Origin of the sequence: Pseudomonas sp. B2021, assembly GCF_018135665.1 — a bacterium.
Classification (GTDB): Bacteria; Pseudomonadota; Gammaproteobacteria; order Pseudomonadales; family Pseudomonadaceae; genus Aquipseudomonas; species Aquipseudomonas lactis.
In genome coordinates, this window is the sequence record NZ_SMOF01000001.1 from 2,408,584 (window position 1) to 2,431,405 (window position 22,822).

Genomic DNA, 22,822 nt, shown 5'->3' on the forward strand with positions numbered 1-22,822 from the left:
TGTACATATCCATTCCTGCGGTAACGGCCACTTAGGGTTCCGCTCTGACAGCGGGTCACTTTGGAAAAGCCCCAAAGTAACCAAAGGGCTCTTGCCCCACCACTCGGCACCTCGCCCAGGCTCGGTGTGCCCGAACGCAGGCTTGAATCCGTGGGCCGCCGCCACGCGCCATCCCTGGCGCGGGGCGGCTAACCCGGCGTCCTGCCGGGTTACCCACGAATTCAAGCCTGCGTTCGGCCAGCGTGGTTTAACGGGGCGCCTGAGATCAAAAGCAGATCAAGAGCAAGAGCAAGAGCGGCTCGCTTCGTATCGTGGATACCCATGCTTTCGCATGGTCTTCACACAACCCCATCAATCAAAATATGCGGCTGCCCCCGGCTGCAGCGCTCGATGCGTGCCTGCACCTGGTAAACCTCGCGCAGCATCGCTTCGTTGATCACCGCCTGGCTCGGCCCGCAGCCCTGGGCTGTGCCGTCGGCGATGACCAGCACCTGGTCGGCAAAGCGCAGTGCCTGGTTCAGGTCATGCAGTGCGATAAACACAATCACCTCGCGTTTGCGCGCCAGGGTGCGCATGAAATCCAGTACTTGTACCTGGCGATGCATATCGAGGGCGCTGGTGGGTTCGTCCATCAGCAGTACGTCGGGTTCGCGCACCAGCGTCTGGGCGATGGACACCAGCTGTTGTTGGCCGCCGCTGAGTTCACCGAGGTTGCGAAAGGCCAGGCCGGTGATGCCCAGGGCGCTGAGCATTTCGTCGACCAAGTTCAACTCGTCGTCTTGTACCACCCACCCCGGCGTCAGTTGTTTACGCGCCAGCAGTACCGATTCGTACACCGTCAACCGGGCGCTGGCGTTCAGTCCTTGGGGCATGTAGCTGATGGCTTGTGCACCTTTTTGCGAGCCCTGCAGCAGCACCTCGCCTGGCCCGTCGATCAGCCCGGCCATGCGCTTGAACAGGGTGGATTTACCGGCAGCGTTGGGCCCGACCACCGCCACCACCTGGCCGCCGACAAAGGCTGCGGTGTTCACGTCGCGGATGATGGTGCGCTGGCCGTAGCGGGCGCCGAGGTCTTTCAACTGGAGACTTACCATGAGTTTTTCTTGCCGCCCAGGATCAGGGATATAAAGAACGGCACGCCGATCAGTGACGTAACCACGCCTATTGGGAAAATCGCCCCCGGAATCAGGGTTTTGCTGACCACCGAGCTGGCTGACAGAATCAACGCGCCGGTGAGCAGCGAGGCGGGCAGGAAGAAGCGCTGGTCCTCGCCAATCAACATGCGTGCGATGTGCGGGCCCACCAGGCCGATAAAGCCGATGGTGCCGACAAAGGCGACCGGGAACGAGGCGAGCAGGCTGACCATGATCAACGTTTGAAAGCGCAGGCTGCGCACGTTGATGCCGAAGCTGGCGGCCTTGTCGTCACCCATGCGCAGTGCGGTGAGGGCCCAGGCGCGCTTGGCGAAAATCGGCAGGGTGACCAGGATGATCAGGCAGATCACCCCCAGCTTGGGCCAGGTGGCTTTGGTCAGGCTGCCCATGGTCCAGAACACCACGGCTGCCACGGCTTGTTCGGTGGCGAAAAACTGTACCAGGGCCAGCAGCGCGTTGAAGGTAAAGACCAGGGCAATGCCCAGCAGCACAATGGTTTCGGCCGTCACCCCACGGCGCAGGCTCAGGAAGTGGATCAGCAGCGCCGAGAGCATCGCCATGATGAACGCGTTGACCGGCACCATGTACTGCGCCGCCAGCGGAAACAACGCCACTCCAAACGCCAGGCCCATGGCCGCACCGAAACTGGCGGCGGCAGAAATGCCCAGGGTAAAGGGGCTGGCCAGCGGGTTGTTGAGGATGGTCTGCATCTGCGCCCCGGCCAGGGACAACGCCGCGCCAACGGCGACCGCCATCAGGGCGACGGGCAGGCGGATGTCCCACATCACCACACGCACTTGCGGCGCGGCACTGTCGGGCGAGAACAGGGCGCCGAGCACTTCGCTGAGGCTGTAGCTGGCCGGGCCCAGGGCCAGGTCGAGCAGCACGCTGCACAACAACAGCAATGCCAGGGCAAGGAGGATCAGGCGTTTGCGTATCACCAGGTTGCGGTAGGTCGGGGCGCTCATGGCTTGAGGCTCACGAAGTAACCCGACTCATAAGGGACGGGCAGGAAGCGTTCGTGCAGTTCTCGAAACGCAGCGTCCGGGTCCAGGTCGGCAAACAGGTCGGGATGAAACCACTTGGCCAGTTGCTGGATCGCCACGAACTGATACGGGCTGTTGTAGAACTGATGCCAGATGGCGTGGAAGGCTTGCGGGCCCTGGGCCTTGATACCGGCATAGGCGGGGCGCTGGGTGTACCACGCCAGCTTGGCTCGGGCCTGGGCCATATCGGCGCCCGGCCCCACGCCAACCCAATGCCCGCCGGGGGCAAACGCCTCCCAATTGGCGCTGGTGACAACGACCTGGTCGGGGTTGGCCACGATCACCTGTTCGGGGTTCAACTGGCCAAAGGTGGTGGGAATAATGCCTTTGGCGATGTTGTCGCCGCCGGCCATCTGCACGAACAGGCCGAAGTTTTCATTGCCAAAACTCAGGCAGCAGTCGTCGGTGTAGCCACCGATACGCTCGATAAACACTGACGGGCGCGCCGGTTGCTGCGCCGCAATCACGTCGGTCACGCGGCGGATCTGCTGGTTGCGAAACGCAATGAAATCCTCGGCCCGTTGCTCTTTGCCGAACAACTGGCCGAACAGGCGCATGGTCGGCTCGGTGTTGGTCATCGGTTGGTTGCGAAAATCCACGTACACCACCGGGATGCCCAAGGCATCGAGCTTCTCGATATAGCGCGCATCCTCGGTGGCATGCTGCGCCTCGATATTGAGGATGATTACGTCAGGGCGTTGGGAGATGGCCTGCTCGATATCAAAGGTGCCGTCTTCAAAGCCGCCGAAGGTGGGGATCTTGGCGATGGCGGGAAACGCGCGCAGGTAGGCGTTGTAGGTGTCCGGGTCGGACTGGATCAGGTCCTTGCGCCAGCCAACGATCCGTTCAATCGGGTTTTGCGTGTCCAGCGCCGCCACCAGGTACAGCTGGCGGCCCTCGCCAAGAATCACCCGCTGCACCGGCAGCTTGACCTTGACCTGGCGCCCAAGCAGATCGGTGACGGTGGTCAGCGCCGCCATGCTCGGCAGGCTAGCCCCCAACAACCCGGTGAACAGCAGCGCCGCTAGAAGGCGGCAACGTCGAACAATGCAGATCATGAATCAAGCCCTTGCAGGTGTCAGAAATCGACCGTGGCCGAGAGGAGGAGGGTGCGCGGCGAGCCTTGGGAAAACGCACCGTAGGAGGCGACGCCTGACCAATACTCGCGGTCGAACAGGTTCTGCACCGTGGCGCGCAGGGTGGTCGGGTGCTCGGCGATACGCGTGCTGTAGCGTGCGCCGATGTCGAAGCGGGTCCACGCATCGAGCTGTTGGGTGTTGGCCTGGTTGACGTACTGGCTGCCGGTGTAGATGGCGCCTGTGGTGAGCGTCAGGCCCTCGACCCATGAGGTGTCCCATTCGGCCCACAGGTTGGCTTGCACGTCGGGCACGCCCACCGGTGTGTTGCCGGTGTTGGCGGCAATCGCGGTTTTGGTCAGTTGGGCATCCAGCAGGGTCACGCCACCGAGCAGGCGCGTGCCGTGGGCGACTTCGCCCAACACATTGAACTCCAGGCCGCGGTTGCGCTGTTCGCCCTGTACCGAGAAGCGCCCGGCGGCCAACTCGCCGCTGGGCTTGTGGATCTGGAACAGCGCCAGGGTCGACATGAAGGTGCCGTAGTCGACCTTGACCCCGACCTCATGCTGCTTGGACACGTAAGGCGCAAACACCTCGCCGGCGTTGGCGGCGTTGGAAGGCGCCACGTCACCCTTGCTCAACCCTTCAAGGTAGTTGTAGTAGAACGCCACATGCTCCCAGGGCTTGAGCACTGCGCCGAACAGTGGCGTGACCTTGCTGTCGTCGTAGGTGCTGGTGGCCCCGCCGGCGCTGTTGTAGTTGCTGGACTGGATACGCTGCTGGCGCAGGCCGACGGTGACTTGCACGCGTTGGTCGAGCACCGACAACGTATCGGCGATGGCTACGCCGGACAGTTCGCTGGCTGATACTTTCGGCGTGGCGGGCTTGGCGATCGCAGGCTTGGGCCGGTCCACCGGGTGGTAGAGATTGGACAGCACCGGGGCCCCGGAAATAATCCCCCGCGACAGCTCGTCGCGATAACGGCTGGCCTGCACGGTGGCGCTGTGGCTGATCGGCCCGGTTTCGAAGCGCAGCCGCGCACCGGCGTCGACCGTGTAGCGCTGCACATCGAAACGGTAATAACCGGGGATCGAAGACGTGTCGCCGGCAGCGTTGATGAGGGTCGGCGTCTGGTCGGACATCCGCGCTACTGCCGATTTGCCGCCACCGGCATGGGCAAACAGTGTGAGCGCGTCGGTGAGGTCGTATTCGCCGCTCAGCAGCGCGGATTTATCTCGCGTGCGCGACCAGCCCCAGTCCTGGCTGACGTTGGTGCGGCCGTTGGCGGCGGAGGGGACGTCGACGCCGGCAGCAATCAGGAAGGGGCGCGAGGCGGCGTCGAGTTTCTCCTGCTGGGAAATCAGATCAAGGCTGGTGCGCAGGCGTTCGCCCTGGTAGTCCAGGGACAGCGCGCCAATGCCTATATCGCGCGACTGCTGGTCGATCACCGTGTCACCGTTCTGCAGGCTACCGTTGAGGCGTACGCCGAAGCGGCGCTCGTCGCCAAAGCGCCGGCTGATATCGAGGTGGCTGCCGACCTGCGCGTCCTGGGTGTAGCTGGCGGTGTAGCGGGTCAGGTCTTCATCCAGGGAGCGCTTGGGCACCACGTTGATCACGCCGCCTACCGCGCTGTTGGGTGACATGCCGTACAGCAGCGCACCGGGGCCTTTGACCACTTCGATGCGCTCGGCGTAGTCGGTAAACACCCGGTAGTTGGAGGCCACGCCGTACACGCCGTCGAACGCCAGTTCTCCCAGGTTGCCTTCACCCACCGGGAAACCGCGGATGAAGAACGAGTCGACAATCCCGCCCGTCTGCCCGGTGGAGCGCACCGAGGAATCACGCTCCAGCACATTGCCGACCGTGGTTGCCTGCTGGTCCTGGATCAGCGCGGCGGTGTAGGCGCTGACACTGAACGGCGCATCTATCACGTCGGTATTGCCCAGCATGCCCAGGCGCGCGCCGGTGGCTGCCTGGCCGCCGGCATACAGCGGCGGCAGGTCGCTGGCGCGTGGCTCGGGGGCGCTGACGGTGATGTCCGAAAGCGTGACTTGACCCGGCACCAGGGTGTAGCTGCCGTCGCTGCGCTGCACCATGTCCAGGCCACTGCCGGCCAACAGCCGCGTGACCGCTTCCTGGGGCGAGTAACGGCCGGATAAGCCTGGGCTGGTCAGGCCCTCGGTGAGTGCCGGGAGAAATGACAGGGCAATACCGGCGTCCACGGCAAAGCTCGACAACGTGGCGCCGAGCGGGCCGGGGTCGATGTGGTAGGTGCGCACCGTCACGCTGTCCCATTGCGCCGGCACGTCCGCCAGGGCGGCACCGGCCAGGGCCAGGCTGAGCAGCGCGCTGCGAATCACAAGCATGGAGGGCAGCCCTATGGACGAAAGGGAAAAGGGGTATGAGTGTTTGCCAGCTGAGCGCGAAAAAAGTATCACCCGCGGCGCGTTTTATTTTGGCGCCGCCTCAAGCCGGCGACAGGCTGACCCAATAACCGTTCAAATGGCCGCTGGCGCGCACCGGGTAGGTCTGCACCAGCATGTTCAAGGTGCGCTGGGTATCGGCGATGGGGAAGGCCCCGGAAATACGCAGGTTTGCAAGGGCCGGGTCGTAGCGCACGAAGCCACGCCGATAGCGGGTCAGTTCCGCGACAAAGTCTGCCAGGCGCATGTTGTCGGCCATCAGCATGCCTTGGGTCCAGGCGCTGATATTGCGGTCGGCGGGGGAGAGCGCGCCGAACTGTTGCGCGGAAAAATCCGTGCGTTGCCCGGCGCTGACGATCAGTGGCGCGCTCTGGCTATTGTCGGCCAGCTTCACTTTGACCGCGCCCTCAAGCACCGCCAGATGCGTGCGTGCGCCCAGTTCGCGTACGATAAAACGCGTGCCCAGGGCGTGCATATGGCCCTGGCGGGTGCTGACCAGGAACGGGCGGGATGCATCCTGTGCGGTCTGCACCAGTATTTCACCTTCGCGCAGGCTCACCAGGCGTTGCTGGGTGTCGAACCGCACGTCGATGGCGGTCTCGGTGTTGAGGGTCAGGCGCGAGCCGTCGGCCAGGGTCAGTTCGCGACGTTCGCCGATGCGGGTGCGGTAGTCGGCGCTCCATTGCTGGGACTGCGCCAGCTTCCAGCTGCCCCAGCCCACCGGCATTACCGCCAGCAACAAGGCCAGTTTGCCCAGGGCTTCGCGGCGTTGGGGGTTGCTCGGGCGGTCCAGCGCCGACATCGCCAGGGACGGCGGCAGGCCACCGAGCTTGCTTTGCAGCAATTGCGCGCGCGCCCAAGCCCGGCCACGCTCAGGGCTGCTGACCTTCCAGCGCTCCCACTCGGCGCGTTCGCTGGCGCTCAATTCGTTCTCGCTCAGGCGCATCAGCCATTCGGCGGCCTCTTCAAGGGCGTCGGTGGGCAGCGGCGGTTCCTTGCCCAGGCTGAGCACTTATTCCACCCGCATCAGGCACTGGACGAGTGCCTGTTTCATGTAGCGCTTGACGGTAATCAGCGACACGCCCAATTGCTCGGCGATGTCCTGGTATTTGAGGCCGTTGAGCTGCGACAGCAGGAACGCACGCTTGACCAGCGGCGGCAGCGCGTCAAGCATTGCGTCGATTTCGTGCAGGGTCTCCAGCACCAGAAAGTGCGCTTCCGGCGACGGCACCTCGTGGGCCGGCACGCTGGCGAGCGCTTCCAGATAGGCACGTTCCAGGGCCTTGCGCTGGTACCAGTTGACCAGGATGCCCTTGGCCACGCAGCTCAGGTAGGCGCGTGGCTGGTCAATCACCGTGACCTGCGAGGCCAGGATGCGGGTGAAGGTGTCCTGGGCCAGGTCCGCCGCATCCATGGCATTGCCGAGTTTGCGTTTGAGCGTGGCGTACAGCCAGCCGTGATGGCCGCTGTACAGCGCCTCGATTGCGCGCAGGTGAGGGGTGTTATCGGCGGGAAGGCTTTCGCTCATGGCGCGCAACCGTGCAATTGAGAAGTATTCCCAATGCTAAGTGCAAACCCGTCGGTTGCGCAACGCGAGAATCGCAATCAGCGCCATGGCATAGGCCACACACACAAACAGGTAGGTGTACGCCAAGCCATAGACCTGGCTGAGCAAGCCGCCGGCGCAGATACCCACGATCGAGGCAAATTGCGCCGTGCCCTGGGCGATCCCCAGCACATGGCCTTGCTGCGTGCTGTCGGCGGTCCTTGAAACCAGCGCCATCAGTACCGGCGTGGTCGCGCCCAGCAATACGCCCCAGACAAAATAGGCGAGCACAAACACCAGCGGGTTGCGGGTGAGGCCGGCGAGGGCGGTCAGCGCGATGCAGCCGGCCACCACCCAGGTGAGGCGGCGCAAGCTGTCTGCCTGGCTGCGACCTTCGAACTGGCGCGCCCAGGCGGTGGCCGACAGGATAAAACCCAGGGCCAGCAAGCCGTAGCACAGGCCGACCAGGGCATTGCTGACGGCGAACGTCGTACTCACATACAGCGCGAACGAGGTCTGCGGCAGCATCCGCGCCAGCAGCAGAATGCCCATCACCGTCAACAGCGGCAGCAGGGCCGAGGCCTGCCAGGTGCCGCCCGTTGAGGGGGCTGTGGTTTTCTTCACCGGTGGCACGTTCGGCAAGGTCAGCGCTGCAATCACCGTGCACACCGCACAGAGCGCCGCGGCGCTGAGGTTGATCCAGAAGAACGTCGCATGGTCGAGGATCAAGCCGCCGACCACGGCGCCGAGCAGCGAGCCGACGTTGGTGGAAATCTGCAGCAGTGCGAACAGCCGTGCACGCCGTGACGGCACCTCGATACTCACGCCATACGCCTGGGCCGGGGCGATGTAGCCGGCACAGACGCCTTGCAGAAAACGCAGCACCAGAATAGTCCAGAGGTCGCTGAACAAGGCCAGCCCCAGTTGCGTCAGGGTCAGGCCCGCCAGTGCGCGAATCATCATCAGCTTGTGGCCGTAGCGATCGCCGATGCGGCCCCAGAACGCGCTGGTCAACAGAATGCCGAGCATCGGCCCCACGTACACGGCGACGCTGGCGAAGCTGAACAGCGTGTCGGAGTCGGTCAGTTGGCGTAAATGCACCGGCCAGAACGGCCCGCTCATTTCCATGGCGCCCATGGACACAAGCTGGATCGTGAACAGCAGGGCAATCAGGACGCGGGTGGGTGGCATGGAGCAGTCTCGCTATACAAAAAAAGTCGCGGCTGGGGTGATACTTTTTCACGCGTCGACTGGCATCAAGCGTAATTCTCACTTCACTTGATCAAAGGGCCCTGACGTCATGCCTGTTGCCAGCCGGTTAACCCTCGCTATTCGTACCGCCCTGTTGCTGGCTGCTGCCAGTGGCAACGCCTGGGCCGCCACCGCCGAGTCAACCGACGACAGCGCGCAGAGCCTGACCCTTGACGCGACGAACGTCAACGCCCGCTATCTGGGCCCCACCGACCTGCCCGAGGTGCTCGCTGGCGGCCAGGTGGCCCGTGGCGCGCGCCTGGGCATGCTGGGCAACAAGGACGTGATGGACACGCCGTTCAGCGTGACCAGCTACACTGCCAAGACCCTCGCCGACCTGCAGACGGTGACCGTGGCCGATGCCCTGGAGCGCGACCCCTCGGTGCGTTCTACCGGGCAGACTGGCGGTATTGTCGACTCGTTTTTCGTGCGGGGTTTTGCGATTGGCGAGGGCAACCTGGGCGAGTTGGCCTATGACGGCGTGTATGGCGTGGCCCCCAACTACCGCGCATTCACCGAGTACGCCGAGCGCGTCGAAGTGCTCAAGGGGCCGGGGGCGCTGATGTACGGCATCTCGCCCAACAGCGGCGTGGGCGGTGTGATCAATATCGTGCCCAAGCGCCCGCTGGACCAGGACCTGACGCGCTTTACCGGCAGTTATGCCTCCGACACCCAAGTCGGCGGTCACCTGGATATCAGCCGCCGTTTCGGTGAGGAAAACCAGTTTGGTGTGCGCTTCAACGGCAGCCTGCAAGGGGGCGACACCGCCGTGGACGATCAGCATCGCGACGTGGGGGTGGGCGCCATTGCCCTGGATTATCGCGGCGAGCGCCTGCGCCTGAACCTGGACTACATCAGCCAGAAAGAAAGTTTTGAAGGCGCCTCGCGCCCGTTCACCCTGGCGCCGGGCGTGCAGGTGCCTTCGGCCCCGAATGGCCGCACCAGCCTGCCGCAGAAGTGGGGCTGGTCGGACACCAAGGAGCAATCGGCCTTGCTCGGCGGTGAATATGACCTCAGCGATTCGCTCACCGTGTTCGCCCATGCCGGCGGCGGGCGGTCGGATGTCAAGCGCCTGTCGGACCAGGTGCCGCGCATCCTCAATGATGCTGGCGACACCAGTAATATTCCGGGTTACTACAAGTTCAACGTCGACCGTTCCACCGCCGATGTGGGCCTGCGTGCGCAGTTCGCCACCGGCCCGATCACCCACACCACCACGCTGATGGCGACCCGTTACCAGGATGAGCTGTCTCGCGGCATCAACAACGGCACCGAAATCCGCTCCAACATCTACCACCCGGTGGACACGCCCAAGCAAAACCTGCGGGCGCCGAAAGTGCTGCGCATCTCCGAATCGGAGCTGTCCGGCGTGGCGCTCACCGACACCCTGGGCTTTCTCGATGAGCGCATCCAGTTGACCCTGGGCGTGCGGCGCCAAGACATCGAGTCGCGTAACTACAACGCCGCAGGCGCGGTGAGTTCGCGCTACAAGGACGCTGCGACCACGCCTTTGGTGGGCGTGGTGGTCAAGCCCTGGGATGACGTGTCGCTCTACTACAACTATGTCGAGGGGTTGAGCAAAGGCGATATCGCGCCGGGTACGGCCAGCAATGCCGGTGAAACCTTCGCGCCTTATGAATCCAAGCAGCACGAACTGGGCGTGAAGTATGAACACGGCACCCTCATGACCACCCTGGCGTTATTCCAGATCGAGAAGCCCAGCGGCGAATTGGGCGCCAACGGTGTGTACTCCGTGCAGGCCGAGCAGCGCAACCGTGGTGTCGAGCTGAGCGTATACGGCGAAGTGGCGCCTGGCACGCGCTTGATGGGCGGCGTGACCTTCCTCGATGGCGAGCTGACCCAGTCGGCGAGCGCCGCCAACCGAGGCAACAAACCGGTCGGCGTGCCCGATATCCAGGCCAACCTGTGGGCCGAGTACGACACCCCGTGGCTGGAAGGTTTTACCCTCACCGGCGGGGCGATCTACACCGACAGCCAATATGTCAACCAGGCCAACACCCAGGAGCTGGATGCCTGGACGCGCATTGATGCCGGCGTCCGCTACGCGACCAAGATCGAAGGGCGGCCCACCACCTTGCGCGCCACCGTGCAGAACGTATTTGACCGCGAGTACTGGTCGGGCGTCGCGTCTTACGGCGCCTTCTCGCCGGGGTATCCACGTACTTTGCAGCTGTCGGCGACGGTGGACTTTTAACCCTGCCGCCTAGCGGAACCCGCCCGAGAGTTTGTCCTTCAGGTAGTTGACCAACGCACTCACCGACTTGGGTACATGGGGCGAGTAGGGCCGAATCAGGTAGATCTCATCGGCAAACGCGCCCTTGAGGGTCCAGTCCTTGAGCACCTGCACCAACTGACCAGCGGCCAGCGCCGCCTGGGCGCTGAAGTCCGGGAGCAGGGCGATGCCCAGGTGGTTGAGTGCGGCGTCGCGCAAGGCTTCGCTGTTATTGGTGGCAAAGCTGCCGGCGATGGGCACGGTGAGGCGCTCGACGGGGTGGCTGCCGCGTTCGAAGGTCCAGGCGGGCTGGTCGGTGCCGCGTGGGTAAAACAGGCAGTTGTGGGCCGACAGCTCGCCCGGCTCGCGAGGTTCGCCGTGGCGTTGCAGGTAATCATGGGTGGCGACCAGCACTGAGGTGGTGTCGCACAGCTTCCAGGCCACGTGGGTTTCGGGCACCTGGAAGCCGTGGCGCACCGCCAGGTCGTAACCTTCGGCGGCCAGTGAGCTCAAGGCATCGGAGACGTCTAGTTGGATACGCACCTGGGGGTACTGCTGCAAAAAGCCGGACAGGTGCGGCACCAGCTGTTGCCGGGCGAAGGCCACGGGAGCGGTCAGGCGCACCAGCCCGCGTATTTCCCCGACCGAGTCGCGCACCGAGGAAAAACTACGGGCGATCTGCGCGTAGGCGCTGCGCACTTCGCGAGTCAGTGACAGCCCCGCATCGGTCAGCCGCACGCTGCGGGTGGTGCGCGTCACCAGGCGCGTGCCGGTGGCCTTTTCCAGGTCGGAAATGCGCTGGCTCACCGCTGACTTGCTCACCCCCAGGCGCGCGGCGGCGGCGGTGTAGGTGCCTTGTTCCTCCAGCACCGACAGCCAGTGAATGTGGGTCCACAGCCCTTCGATCTCAGCCTTTTCCATGGGTGCATTGTTCGCATATAAGGACAATAAGTTCTGGATTCTGCTCTGGTTCGGAACAAAGCGAAAGCCTATCGTGTGGCCCAACGCTACCCACCTGGATCGACTGCCATGACTGCAACCATCGAGCACTACATCAACGACCAGCGCGTCAGCCGCGATGACCGTTATCAGGACGTCTACAACCCGGCCACTGGTGAAGTCACCGCGCGCGTGGCCCTGGCCAGCCGCCAGACCGTGGCCGAAGCCGTCGCCGCTGCCCAGGCCGCTTTTGCCGGCTGGGCCGACACCCCGCCGATCCGTCGCGCCCGCGTGTTGTTCCAATACCTGCACCTGTTGCGCGAACGCAAGGACGACCTGGCGCGCATCATCGTTGCCGAGCACGGCAAGGTGTTCACCGATGCCCAGGGCGAAGTCGACCGTGGCATCGACATTCTCGAATTTGCCTGCGGCATTCCCAACCTGCTCAAGGGCGAACACTCCGACCAGGTCTCCCGTGGCATGGACAACTGGACGATGCGCCAGCCGCTGGGTGTGGTCGCCGGCGTGACGCCGTTCAACTTCCCGGTGATGGTACCGATGTGGATGTACCCCATCGCCATTGCGGCGGGTAACACCTTTATCCTCAAGCCCAGCCCGACTGACCCAAGCGCTTCGCTGTTCATGGCCGAGCTGCTGCATGAAGCCGGCCTGCCCAAGGGCGTGTTCAATGTGGTGCAGGGTGATAAAGAGTCGGTGGACGCGCTGATCGAACACCCGGACGTCAAAGCCGTGAGCTTCGTCGGCTCCACGCCGATTGCCCAATACATCTACGAGAGCGGCGCCCGCAACGGCAAGCGCGTGCAAGGCCTGGGCGGGGCGAAAAACCATATGGTGGTGATGCCCGACGCCGATATCGAACGCACCGTGGATGCGCTGATGGGCGCCGCCTACGGCAGTGCCGGCGAGCGCTGCATGGCGATCTCAGTGGCGGTGCTGGTAGGCGACGTGGGTGACAAAGTCATCGCCGCCTTGACCGAACGCGCCAAGCTGCTGCGCATCACCGATGGTCGCGATTTGAAAGCCGAGATGGGCCCGATCGTGTCGCGGGCTGCGCTGGAACGCATCAGTGGCTACATCGAGCAGGGTGTACACGCCGGCGCGCAGTTGCTGCTCGATGGTCGTGACTACGTGCCCACCGAACCCGGCCTGGAAAACGGCTTCTGGTTGGGCGCGACCTTGTTCGACCACGTGACCCAGGACATGAGCATCTACCGCGAAGAAATCTTCGGCCCGGTGCTGGCCTGTGTACGGGTCAACGATTTTGCCGAGGCGGTGAAGCTGGTCAACGATCACGAGTTCGGTAACGGCGTCAGCTGCTTCACCCGCGATGGCAACATAGCTCGTGAGTTTGCGCGGCGCATCGAAGTGGGCATGGTCGGTATCAACGTGCCGATCCCGGTGCCCATGGCCTGGCACGGGTTTGGTGGCTGGAAGAAGAGCCTGTTCGGGGACATGCACGCCTACGGCACCGAGGGTGTGCGCTTCTACACCAAGCAGAAGTCGATCATGCAACGCTGGTCGGAGAGCATCGAGCAGGGCGCGGAGTTTGCAATGCCGGTGTCCAAGTAAGGTTTAAGCTGTGCTGCTGGATCTGATGTGGGAAGGCTCAAGCCCTCCCACATTTTTTTTGCCTGTTGACGGTTAAACACATAAAAGTCCAGTATGGAATTATAAGTACAAAATAGCCGCTGCCCGTTTTTCTTCACTCTTGCCAAACCAACAACAACTTGCGAGAACCCCTCCATGAAGAAACGCCATCTCCTTCCCGCCCTGGCCCTGAGCCTGTTCGCCTCCAGCCACCTGCTGGCCGCCGAGAAAACCCTGCGTATCGGTATCGAGGCGGCTTACCCCCCGTTCGCCTCCAAGACCGGCGACGGCAAGATCGTGGGTTTCGACTACGACATCGGCAACGCCCTGTGCGCGCAAATGAAGGTCAAGTGCGTGTGGATTGAAGGTGAGTTCGACGGGCTGATTCCGTCCCTCAAGGTCAAGAAGATCGACATGGCGTTGTCGTCCATGACCATCAACGAAGACCGCAAGAAGTCGGTGGATTTCACCCACAAGTACTACTTCACCTCGTCGCGCCTGGTGATGAAGGACGGCGCCGTGGTGGATGACCAGTACGCCAGCCTCAAGGGCAAGAACGTCGGTGTACAGCGCGCTACCACCACCGATCGCTATGCCACCGAGGTGTTCGAGCCCAAGGGCATCAACGTCAAGCGCTACAGCAATAACGAAGAAATCTACATGGACCTGGCAGCGGGGCGCCTGGATGCGATCTTTGCCGACACCATTCCCCTGAGCGACTTCCTGGCGATGCCGCGCGGGCAGGGTTATGCCTTTGTCGGCCCGGAGCTCAAGGACCCGAAATACGTGGGCGAGGGCTCGGGGATTGCCGTGCGCAAAGGCAATACAGCGTTGGTCAGCGAATTGAACGCGGCCATCGACGGCATTCGCGCCAGCGGCGAATACCAGAAGATTTCACAGCAGTACTTCAAGGCCGATATCTACGGCGACTGAATCACGCAAAGACGCGGTCAATGTGGGAGCTGTGGAGCCCCGGCGAGGCTGCGAAAGCGGTGGGTCAGGCGATGAAAATGTTGACCTTGCCGGCCCCTTCGCAGCCTCGCCGGGGCTCCACAGCTCCCACAGGGATCGGCGTTGTCGTCAGAAAGGGGTCAGCCCTTGAGTTCTTTCAAATGCTTGTAGACCGTCGCCCGGCCCATACCCAGCACATTGGCCACATAGTTGGAGGCGCTCTTGCCCTTGAATGCCCCCTCGGCATGCAGCGCCAGCACCAGTTCGCGTTTGTGGTCGCGGGTCAACAGGTTCAGGCTCAACTGACGCTCGCGCAGCCAGGCATGCAGAAAGGTGTTGATGCGTTCCTGCCAGTCATCACGGAACAGCGCGTCCGGCTGTGCGATCAGCTTGCTCGGCGACAGGAACAAATCCAGCGCCGCCTTGGCCGTTTCGAACATTGAAATATTCAGGTTGATGCACAACACAGCCAGCCTGCGCCCTTGGTGGTCGTGCAGCACGGTGCTCAGGCTGCGGATTTTCTGGCCGTCCCAGTTGAGCTTTTCGTAAGGGCCGATATTCACCTCGCTGACGTCACCGTCGAGCATGTCCTCCAGGGATGAGTCGTCACCCAGGCTGCGCTTGGACAGGTTATTGGCGATGTAATCCACGGTTTGCGTGCGCAGGTCATGCAGCACTACTTCTGCATGGGGAAAGAACAGCGTGGCGATTGCATCGGCAATCGCGCGGAAGTTCTGCATGACCTTGTCCTGTTCAGCGGTGTTCATCAATGGGGCTCCAGGCGGATCGGGGAGAGCATACCAGCGTCCAGGCCGAACCGGGTCAGTGCCTCCGGCAGCGGTTCGCCGCGCACCAGGGCGGCGCTTGCCTGGCCCATGGCCGGTGAGGTCTGGATACCATAGCCGCCTTGCGCTGCCACCCAGAACAGCCCCGGTACTTGCGGGTCAAAGCCCGACAGCAAATCACCGTCCTGCACAAAACTGCGCAGCCCGGCCCAGGTGCGCGTGGGGCGGCGGATGGTCAGGGTGGTGGCTTCCTCGATCTGGTAGATGCCCATGGCGATATCCAGTTCTTCAGGCTGCACATCCTGGGGTTCTACCGGGTCGGCGTTGGCTGGCGAGCCGAGGAACATGCCAGCATCGGGTTTCATGTAGAACGCTTCGTCGAGGGCCACCAGCATCGGCCAGTCGTGGCTGTCCACGCCCTCGGGGCCGGCGAAGACAAAGGCCGAGCGGCGCTTGGGCTGCAAGCCGATGGACGCCGCGCCCGCCAGCCCGCCGATATGGTCGGCCCAGGCGCCGGCGGCGTTGATGATGACCGGCGCAGTGTAGATCGCATGCTGGGTGCGCACCTGCCACAGGCCGTCGGCGTCGCGGCTCAAGCCCAGCACATGGCTGTCGGTGCGCACGTCGCCCTGGTTGCGGCGGATACCGCGCAGGTAGCCCTGGTGCAGGGCGTCGGTGTCGATGTCGCAAGCGGTGGGGTCGTAGATAGCCCCGTGGACTTTGTCACGGCGCAGGATCGGCAAGCGTGCACAGGCTTCATCGACCGTCAGGCGCTGCACCTGCGCCACGGTGGCCTTGGCGCTCAGGTACTGGCTGTCGAGTTCGGCCGGGTCACCGTTGAAATCAACGGTCATTTCGCCCCGGGGCGTCAGCAGGGGATGTTCGCAGAAGCCTGCGGGTGGCTGGTCGAAAAAGGCCCGGCTGGCCAAGGTCAGCGCGCGTACCTGCGGGGTGCCGTACGCTGCGGTGTAGAGCGCTGCCGAACGCCCGGTGGAGTGATAGGCCGGATGGTTTTCACGCTCAAGCACCAACACTTTGCCGTGCTGCGACAACCAGAACCCGGTGGACGCGCCGGCAATGCCGCCGCCGATAATGATGAAATCTGCCTGGCTCATGAAGATCTCCTGAAATAAGCATTGTAGGAGCGAGCTTGCTCGCGAAAAACGTTAACGATAACGCGCCCATCCTGTGTAAACGCAGTAGCTGTGAGGTCTTCGCGAGCAAGCTCGCTCCTACAGTCGGTACAGGGCATTGGCCAGGGCGATGTCTTCCAGGCCCAGGCCAATGGAGCGGAAAAACACGTGACGATCGTAGTCCGGGCGCTGGGCCATGTCGCTGAACAACTCGGGCAGGTCGCCGACAATTGTGCGTTTGTCCCAGCCGTGCTGTTCGCTGGCGATCAGCATCTCACCGGCCGAATCCGGGGTGGTCTGGCGGTAGTCGCAGAACACGTGCATCTGGTTGAGGCAGTGCGGCGGCACTTCATGGGCGCGTGGCGCGTTGGTGCTGATGGAGGTGATCAACGCGGGTTTGCTCAAGCGTGACGGGTCGATGACCGGGCCAGCGGACGAGGTGCACAGCAGGATCACATCCGCGTCTTCAAGGGCGGCCTCGCAGGTGGCGGCGAGGGTCAGGCGCGGGTCCAGGCAGGCCAACTGCGCGCGTGTTTCGGCGCTGGCGCTGTCCAGGCTCGGTGAGTACAGGCAGATTTGCTGCCAGTCGCGTAGGTTCTGCACATAACGCAGGTGCGCTTGGGCGACCTTGCCGCTGCCGATAATCGCCAAACGTTGCGCCGCCGCCGGAGCCAGCGCATCCACCGCCAAGGCCGTGGTGGCGGCGGTGCGTGCGGTGGTCAATTCAGCGGCATCGCACAACAGCAACGGCTGGCCGCTGTGCATCGACATCAACAGGGTCCAGGCCGTCACCAACGGGCCTTGCTCACGCACGATGTAGGGCGAAGTCTTGACCCCGTACACCCCGTCTTCGGCCAATACCCCCAAGTAGTTGATGAAATCCCCGGCGCCTTGGGGAAACTCCACCCACTGTTGCGCCGGCTGCACGGCTTGCCCGGCGGCGAGGTCGCGAAACAGTTTGCGCAGAACCAAAGGCACGTCGACTTGAGCCAGCAAGGTGCGGGCCTGGGCCTGGTCGATAACGAGGGGCGTCGTGGACATGGGGTTCTCCGGGTAAACTAATTTGTCCATTATGGACTTTTAGTTTTTATCCGCAATAACCCGAGGAAAAAATGAGGCTTATGGGCGCTGTCCCCCCACCCATCGTAGGAGCTAGCTTGCTCGCGAAAAACGTCAACGATAACGCGTGCTTCCTGAATAAACGCAGCGCCTGTGAGTTTTTCGCGAGCAAGCTCGCTCCTACAGTTGGACCGCGGGATGTCAGGTATATAGATATCGACTGTCATGCCGTTATTGCAGACAAGTCAGCTCCCACAGGTAATCGATGATGTTCTGGCGGACGAGTTATCGCCTGCCCGAGCGCGTGCTCACATCCACCCACACCGCCAGCACCAAAATGCTGCCCTTGACGATCATCTGCCAGTAGCTGTCCACATCGAGCATCGACATGCCGTTGTCCAGGCTGGTAATCACCAGCGCCCCCAGCAACGCGCCATACACCGTGCCCGACCCACCGCGCATCGAAGTGCCGCCAATAAAGCACGCGGCGATGGCGTCGAGTTCGCCCATGTTGCCCGCCGACGGCGAACCCGCCGCCAGCCTCGCGGTATTGACCAGGCCGGCCAGCGCGCACATCACGCCCATGATGCCGAAGATCCACAGTTTCACCGCTTGCACATTGATGCCCGACAGCCGCGTGGCCTCCATATTGCTGCCCACCGCATACACCCGGCGGCCGAACACGGTCTGGTGCGTGACATAGCTGAACACCCCCAGCAGCGCCAGCAACAGCAGCACCGGCACGGGGATGCCGTCGTAGCGGTTGAGGGTGGTGACAAAGCCTGCGAGCACCGCGCCAATCAGCACCACGCGCAGTGCATCGCGCAGCAGTGAGTGCGCCGCCAAGCCATGCAGCGCACGGTTGCGCCGTTGTTTCCAGGTGAGGAACAGCGTCAGGGTAAACAGCAATACTCCAAGCCCGATACCGACGTTGTGGGGCAAATACCCCTGGCCCACATACACCAGCGACGGCGACACCGGCGCAATGGTGGTGCCGCCGGTAATCCCCAGCAGAATCCCGCGAAACGCCAACATCCCGCCCAGGCCCACGATGAAGGACGGGATGCGCAGGTAAGCGGTCATGTAGCCGTTGGCCAAGCCGATCATCAAGCCGCACAGCGCCACCAGGCTCAGGTTGGCCAATAGCGGCACGTGATAGACCACATCCAGAATCGCTGCCAACCCGCCCAACAGCCCGAGCAGTGAGCCCACCGACAAGTCGATCTCGCCGCTGATAATCACCAGCACCATGCCGCACGCCAATATCCCGGTGATCGACATCTGCCGCAGCAGGTTGGAGAGGTTGCGCGGGGTGAGAAAGCCGCCCTCGGTCTGCCAACTGAAAAACAGCCAGATGAACGCGACGGCGATCACCAACGCGAGCATTTTGTAGCGGGTAAATAGGTGTTTGACCTGATTCATCTACGCGGTCTTCCGATTGTTATTGTTTTGGCTGAGCGCGGCGGCGAGCACCTGTTCCTGGGTAAGCCCTTCGTTGATGAAATCACCCCGCAACTGGCCGTCGCCAATCACCAGCACGCGGTTGGACACGCCGAGCACTTCGGCCAATTCCGAGGACACCATGATGATCGACACCCCTTCGGCCGCCAGCGCGCCCATCAGTTTGTAGATCTCATACTTGGCGCCCACGTCCACGCCGCGCGTGGGTTCGTCGAGGATCAGCACCTTGGGCTTGGCCATCAGCATTTTCGCCAACACGGCCTTTTGCTGGTTGCCGCCTGAGAGGCTGGTGATCGGCAGCGACGGGCTGGCGGTCTTGAGGTGCATGCGGCTGATTTGCTGGTCGATGCTGCCCAGTTCGGCTTCGGCGTTGATGCGGGTCATGTGCGCGTAGGTGTCGAGCACCGCCAGGGTGATGTTCTGCCCCACGCCCAGGTCGGGGATGATGCCTTGGCGCTTGCGGTCTTCTGGGACCATGCACAGCCCGGCGCGGATCGACTTGAGCGGCGTGCGCGTGTCGATCACCTGGCCATCCAGCCACACCTCGGCGCTGTAGCGGCCGGGGTAAGCGCCAAACAGCGCCGACACCAGCTCTGTGCGCCCGGCGCCCACCAAACCGGCGATGCCGAGGATTTCGCCGCGCCTGAGCACGAAGGAGATGTCGTCGACGCGCTTGCGCTTGGGGTTGTCGACGTCGTAGCAGGTGACGTTACGCGCCTCGAAGATCACCTCGCCCACGTCATGGGGCTCGGTGGGGTAGAGGTTGCTCATTTCGCGGCCGACCATCTGCGTGATGATCTGCGGGATGTCCATGTCTGCCATGGCGGTGGTCGCGATGTGCTTGCCGTCGCGAATCACCGCAATGGTGTCGCACACCGCCGCCACTTCATCGAGCTTGTGCGAGATGTACACACAGGCTACGCCCTTGGCCTTGAGGCCCCGGATGATGTCCAGCAGCACCTCGATTTCGCCACGGGTGAGGGCCGAGGAGGGCTCGTCGAGGATCAACAGGCGTGCCTGTTTGTTCAGGGCCTTGGCGATCTCCACCAACTGCTGGTAGCCGCCGCCATACTGCGACACCGGCAGCGCCACATTCATGTCCGGTACCTTGAGTTCACGCATCAAGGCTTCGGCGCGGTGCAGCATCGCCGGGTAGTTCATGCGCCCACCGGGCAGGGTCAGTTCGTGGCCCATGAAAATGTTCTCGGCCACCGACAGGTCGGGCACCAGGGTCAGTTCCTGGTGAATGATGACAATGCCGGCGGCCTCGGTTTCGCGGATGGACTGGGCCTTGAGCGGCTGCCCCTCCCAGAGGATTTCCCCCTCCCAGGTGCCGTGCGGGTACACCGCCGACAGCACCTTCATCAAGGTGGATTTACCCGCACCGTTCTCACCGCACAGGCCCACACACTCCCCAGGTTTGACCTTGATATCGATGCCGTTGAGGGCTTTGACACCGCCAAAGCTTTTGACGATGCCGTTCATTTGCAGCAGGTAATGCGACATGGCAATGGCTCACACAAAAGGCCGACGAAACACCGTCACTGTAGGAGCGAGCTTGCTCGCGAAAAAACCCAGGCGACACGGGCTGCCTGCCAGCACCTACAGGCCGATCTGCTCTTTGGTATAGAAGCCGTCTTTCTCCAACACATCGATGTTGGCTTTGGTCAACGGCGTCGGCGTGAGCAAGATGGTGTCGACCTGCTTGCTGCCATTGTCATATTGCGAGCTATAGGTAGGCTTTTCACTGCGCGCCAGTTGTACCGAAAGCTTGGCCGCTTCGGTGGCGATCAGCTTGAGTGGCTTGTACACGGTCATGGTCTGGGTGCCGTCGATCACGCGCTTGATCGCCGCCAGGTCAGCGTCCTGGCCGGAGATCGGCACCTTGCCCGCCAGCTTCTGCGCAGCCAGGGCCTGGATCGCACCGCCGGCGGTGGCGTCGTTAGAGGCGACAATTGCGTCGATCTTGTTGTCGTTACGGGTCAGGGCGTTTTCGACGATGCTCAAGGCTTCGGTGGGGTTCCATTCCTTGACCCATTGCTGGCCGACGATCTTGATATCGCCCTTGTCGATGGCCGGTTGCAGCACCTTCATCTGACCTTCGCGCAGCACCTTGGCGTTGTTGTCCGTCGGCGCGCCGCCCAGCAGGAAGTAATTGCCCTTGGGCGCCGCTTGCAACACGCCGCTGGCCTGCATCTCGCCGACTTTTTCGTTATCGAAAGAAATGTAGGCGTCGATGTCGGCATTGAGGATCAGGCGATCATAGGACACCACCTTGATCCCGGCCTTCTTGGCTTCGGCCACCGCGTTGGTCAGCACCGTGGCGTTGAACGGCACGATCACGATCACATCGACGCCCCGGGAGATGAGGTTTTCGATCTGGGCAATCTGCTTTTGCTCGTTGGCATCGGCAGACTGCACGAACACCTTGGCGTCGAGCTTTTCCGCGGCGGCGACAAAGTAATCACGGTCGCGGGACCAGCGCTCCAGGCGCAGGTCGTCGATGGAAAAACCGATTTTCGGGTGTGCAGGATCGGCCATTACCGGCAGGGCGAGCAGCGCCAGGGCTGCGGCGAGCAGGGCAGGTTTGAATGACTTCATGGTGGTGCGTCCTTTTATTGTTGTTGGAAAGACACAGCGTGGTGCGGGTTGAACTGTAGAGCGTCACTCGACGCTCTGTGCAGAGATTTGTCGTGCAAATGTCACCGATAGATAAACCGATTCACAACGCCCTCAAGCATCTCCTGGCGCCCACTCACCGCCTGTGGGTCCAGCGCGTTGGCAAAGGCATGTTCAGCCAATGATTCCAGGCTGAACTCCCCAGCCAACACCGCCTGGCCCAATGGCTGGCTCCAGCCGGCATACCGCTGGTCCTTGAACTGCTGCAAGTGGTCGTCTTGCACCATCGCCGCCGCACGCTCCAACGCCAGGGCCAGCACATCCATGGCGGCGACATGCCCGTGGAACAGGTCCACCTCGTCCAGGCTCTGGCGGCGCACCTTGGAATCGAAGTTATAGCCGCCGTTCTTGAACCCGCCGGCCTTGAGGATTTCATAGGTGGCCAGGGTCATCTCCTCGACGCTATTGGGGAACTGGTCGGTGTCCCAACCGTTCTGCGGGTCGCCCCGGTTGGCGTCGATGCTGCCGAAGATCCCCAACGACACGGCGGTGGCGATCTCATGATGAAAACTGTGCCCGGCCAGCGTCGCGTGGTTGGCCTCGATGTTCACTTTGATCTCGTGTTCCAGGCCGTACTCATGCAGGAAGCCGAACACGGTGGCGCTGTCGTAATCGTATTGGTGTTTGGTCGGCTCCTGGGGCTTGGGCTCGATCAACAGGTCACCCTTGAAGCCGATCTTGTGCTTGTGTTCCACCACCATGCGCATAAAACGCCCGAGCTGTTCGCGCTCGCGCTTGAGGTCAGTGTTGAGCAAGGTTTCATACCCTTCACGGCCACCCCACAGCACGTAGTTGGCGCCCTTGAGCCGCAGCGTGGCATTCATCGCGCTGAACACCTGGGCGGCGGCGAAGGCGAACACCTCTGGGTCCGGGTTGCTCGCGGCCCCGGCGGCAAAGCGCGGGTTACTGAAGCAATTGGCAGTGCCCCATAGCAGCTTGATGCCGGTCTGTTCCTGATGGCGCTCCAGGTGGTCGACCATCTGCGCAAAGTGGTTGCGGTACTCCTTGAGCGAGCTGCCTTCGGGCGCCACATCGGTGTCGTGAAAGCTGTAGTAGTCGATGCCCAGCTTGGAAAAAAACTCAAACGCCGCCTCGGCCTTGCCGATGGCCACCTCCATCGGATCGCCACTGCGCTGCCACGGACGTTTGAACGTCCCCATCCCAAACATATCCGCCCCCGGCCACACAAAGGTATGCCAGTAACAGGCCGCCATGCGCAGGTGCTCCCGCATGGGCTTGCCGAGGATCAGTTTGTTGGCGTCGTAGTGACGAAAAGCGAGGGCAGAGGTGCTGGCAGGGCCTTCGAAGCGCACCTTCTCGACACCGGGGAAGTACGGCATGGGGTTTTCCTTATTGTTCTGGGCGGTGTCTGGATACTAGCAATGGCGCCTGGGCGGCTGATTATGAAAATCACCAAAGGGGAGTGCGATTTTGAGTGAGGGGCTGAGAACGGCTGAGGGAGTACAGGATTTACGGAA

General features: G+C 62.7%; 18 protein-coding genes. 3 read left to right on the forward strand and 15 right to left on the reverse strand.

The genetic code is table 11. The features are described from left to right. Positions 1-338 precede the first annotated feature (338 nt). The 7 genes from E1K68_RS10970 to E1K68_RS11000 form a co-directional block, all read right to left on the reverse strand. Positions 339-1,094 carry an ABC transporter ATP-binding protein gene (locus E1K68_RS10970; protein WP_003190500.1) on the reverse strand — a complete coding sequence of 252 codons (756 nt, stop codon included), beginning with the start codon at positions 1,092-1,094 and terminating at the stop codon, positions 339-341. Further along, positions 1,088-2,122 (reverse strand): iron ABC transporter permease, encoded by a 1,035-nt coding sequence (locus E1K68_RS10975; protein WP_003190501.1) that lies wholly within the window; start codon positions 2,120-2,122, stop codon positions 1,088-1,090. The genes E1K68_RS10970 and E1K68_RS10975 overlap by 7 nt, the downstream gene beginning before the upstream one ends. Beyond that, on the reverse strand, positions 2,119-3,258 hold the full coding sequence (locus E1K68_RS10980; protein WP_169855227.1) for an ABC transporter substrate-binding protein: 1,140 nt from the start codon (positions 3,256-3,258) through the stop codon (positions 2,119-2,121). Before E1K68_RS10980 ends, E1K68_RS10975 begins: the two co-directional genes overlap by 4 nt. Positions 3,259-3,278: 20 nt before the next feature. Next, a complete protein-coding gene (locus E1K68_RS10985) occupies positions 3,279-5,642 on the reverse strand; it encodes a TonB-dependent receptor (protein ID WP_212614077.1) in 2,364 nt (787 codons plus the stop codon). Positions 5,643-5,742: 100 nt separating this feature from the next. Continuing rightward, positions 5,743-6,711, reverse strand: a complete 969-nt coding sequence (locus tag E1K68_RS10990; RefSeq protein ID WP_212614078.1) for a FecR family protein — start codon at positions 6,709-6,711, stop codon at positions 5,743-5,745. Then, positions 6,712-7,227 (reverse strand): sigma-70 family RNA polymerase sigma factor, encoded by a 516-nt coding sequence (locus E1K68_RS10995; RefSeq protein WP_003190510.1) that lies wholly within the window; start codon positions 7,225-7,227, stop codon positions 6,712-6,714. A gap of 36 nt (positions 7,228-7,263) precedes the next feature. Next, positions 7,264-8,436, reverse strand: coding sequence for an MFS transporter (locus E1K68_RS11000; protein WP_212614079.1), 1,173 nt, complete (start codon positions 8,434-8,436; stop codon positions 7,264-7,266). A 109-nt stretch (positions 8,437-8,545) separates the two neighbouring features. Here E1K68_RS11000 and E1K68_RS11005 point away from each other — a divergent pair, with 109 nt between their 5' ends. After that, entirely contained in the window at positions 8,546-10,711 is a 2,166-nt protein-coding gene (locus tag E1K68_RS11005) for a TonB-dependent siderophore receptor (RefSeq protein WP_003190512.1), read from the forward strand. 9 nt (positions 10,712-10,720) lie between these two features. Here the strand turns inward: E1K68_RS11005 and E1K68_RS11010 are convergent, their stop codons facing one another. Continuing rightward, positions 10,721-11,650, reverse strand: coding sequence for a LysR family transcriptional regulator (locus E1K68_RS11010; protein ID WP_212614080.1), 930 nt, complete (start codon positions 11,648-11,650; stop codon positions 10,721-10,723). Positions 11,651-11,758: 108 nt separating this feature from the next. Between E1K68_RS11010 and E1K68_RS11015 the strand changes: the two genes are divergently transcribed. Together E1K68_RS11015 and E1K68_RS11020 are read left to right on the forward strand one after the other, a co-directional pair. Further along, entirely contained in the window at positions 11,759-13,258 is a 1,500-nt protein-coding gene (locus E1K68_RS11015; protein WP_060767473.1) for a CoA-acylating methylmalonate-semialdehyde dehydrogenase, read from the forward strand. 174 nt (positions 13,259-13,432) lie between these two features. Next, entirely contained in the window at positions 13,433-14,209 is a 777-nt protein-coding gene (locus E1K68_RS11020; RefSeq protein ID WP_212614081.1) for an ABC transporter substrate-binding protein, read from the forward strand. Between the two features lie 158 nt (positions 14,210-14,367). Here E1K68_RS11020 and E1K68_RS11025 read toward each other — a convergent pair whose 3' ends face one another. From E1K68_RS11025 to xylA, 7 genes are all read right to left on the reverse strand, one after another. After that, the gene (locus E1K68_RS11025; protein WP_034134993.1) at positions 14,368-14,994 is read right to left on the reverse strand and encodes a PAS domain-containing protein; all 627 of its coding nucleotides are present in this window, start codon (positions 14,992-14,994) and stop codon (positions 14,368-14,370) included. Next, the gene (locus tag E1K68_RS11030; RefSeq protein WP_212614082.1) at positions 14,994-16,127 is read right to left on the reverse strand and encodes an FAD-binding oxidoreductase; all 1,134 of its coding nucleotides are present in this window, start codon (positions 16,125-16,127) and stop codon (positions 14,994-14,996) included. Before E1K68_RS11030 ends, E1K68_RS11025 begins: the two co-directional genes overlap by 1 nt. 117 nt (positions 16,128-16,244) lie before the next feature. Beyond that, a complete protein-coding gene (locus E1K68_RS11035) occupies positions 16,245-17,186 on the reverse strand; it encodes an ornithine cyclodeaminase family protein (RefSeq protein WP_169855231.1) in 942 nt (313 codons plus the stop codon). A 303-nt stretch (positions 17,187-17,489) separates the two neighbouring features. Next, on the reverse strand, positions 17,490-18,626 hold the full coding sequence (locus tag E1K68_RS11040; RefSeq protein WP_212614083.1) for a sugar ABC transporter permease: 1,137 nt from the start codon (positions 18,624-18,626) through the stop codon (positions 17,490-17,492). After that, positions 18,627-20,171 carry a D-xylose ABC transporter ATP-binding protein gene (gene xylG, locus E1K68_RS11045; protein WP_212614084.1) on the reverse strand — a complete coding sequence of 515 codons (1,545 nt, stop codon included), beginning with the start codon at positions 20,169-20,171 and terminating at the stop codon, positions 18,627-18,629. 96 nt (positions 20,172-20,267) lie between these two features. Next, the gene (xylF, locus tag E1K68_RS11050; protein ID WP_044273295.1) at positions 20,268-21,266 is read right to left on the reverse strand and encodes a D-xylose ABC transporter substrate-binding protein; all 999 of its coding nucleotides are present in this window, start codon (positions 21,264-21,266) and stop codon (positions 20,268-20,270) included. A 101-nt stretch (positions 21,267-21,367) separates the two neighbouring features. Then, a complete protein-coding gene (gene xylA / locus E1K68_RS11055; RefSeq protein ID WP_212614085.1) occupies positions 21,368-22,684 on the reverse strand; it encodes a xylose isomerase in 1,317 nt (438 codons plus the stop codon). Positions 22,685-22,822 lie beyond the last annotated feature (138 nt).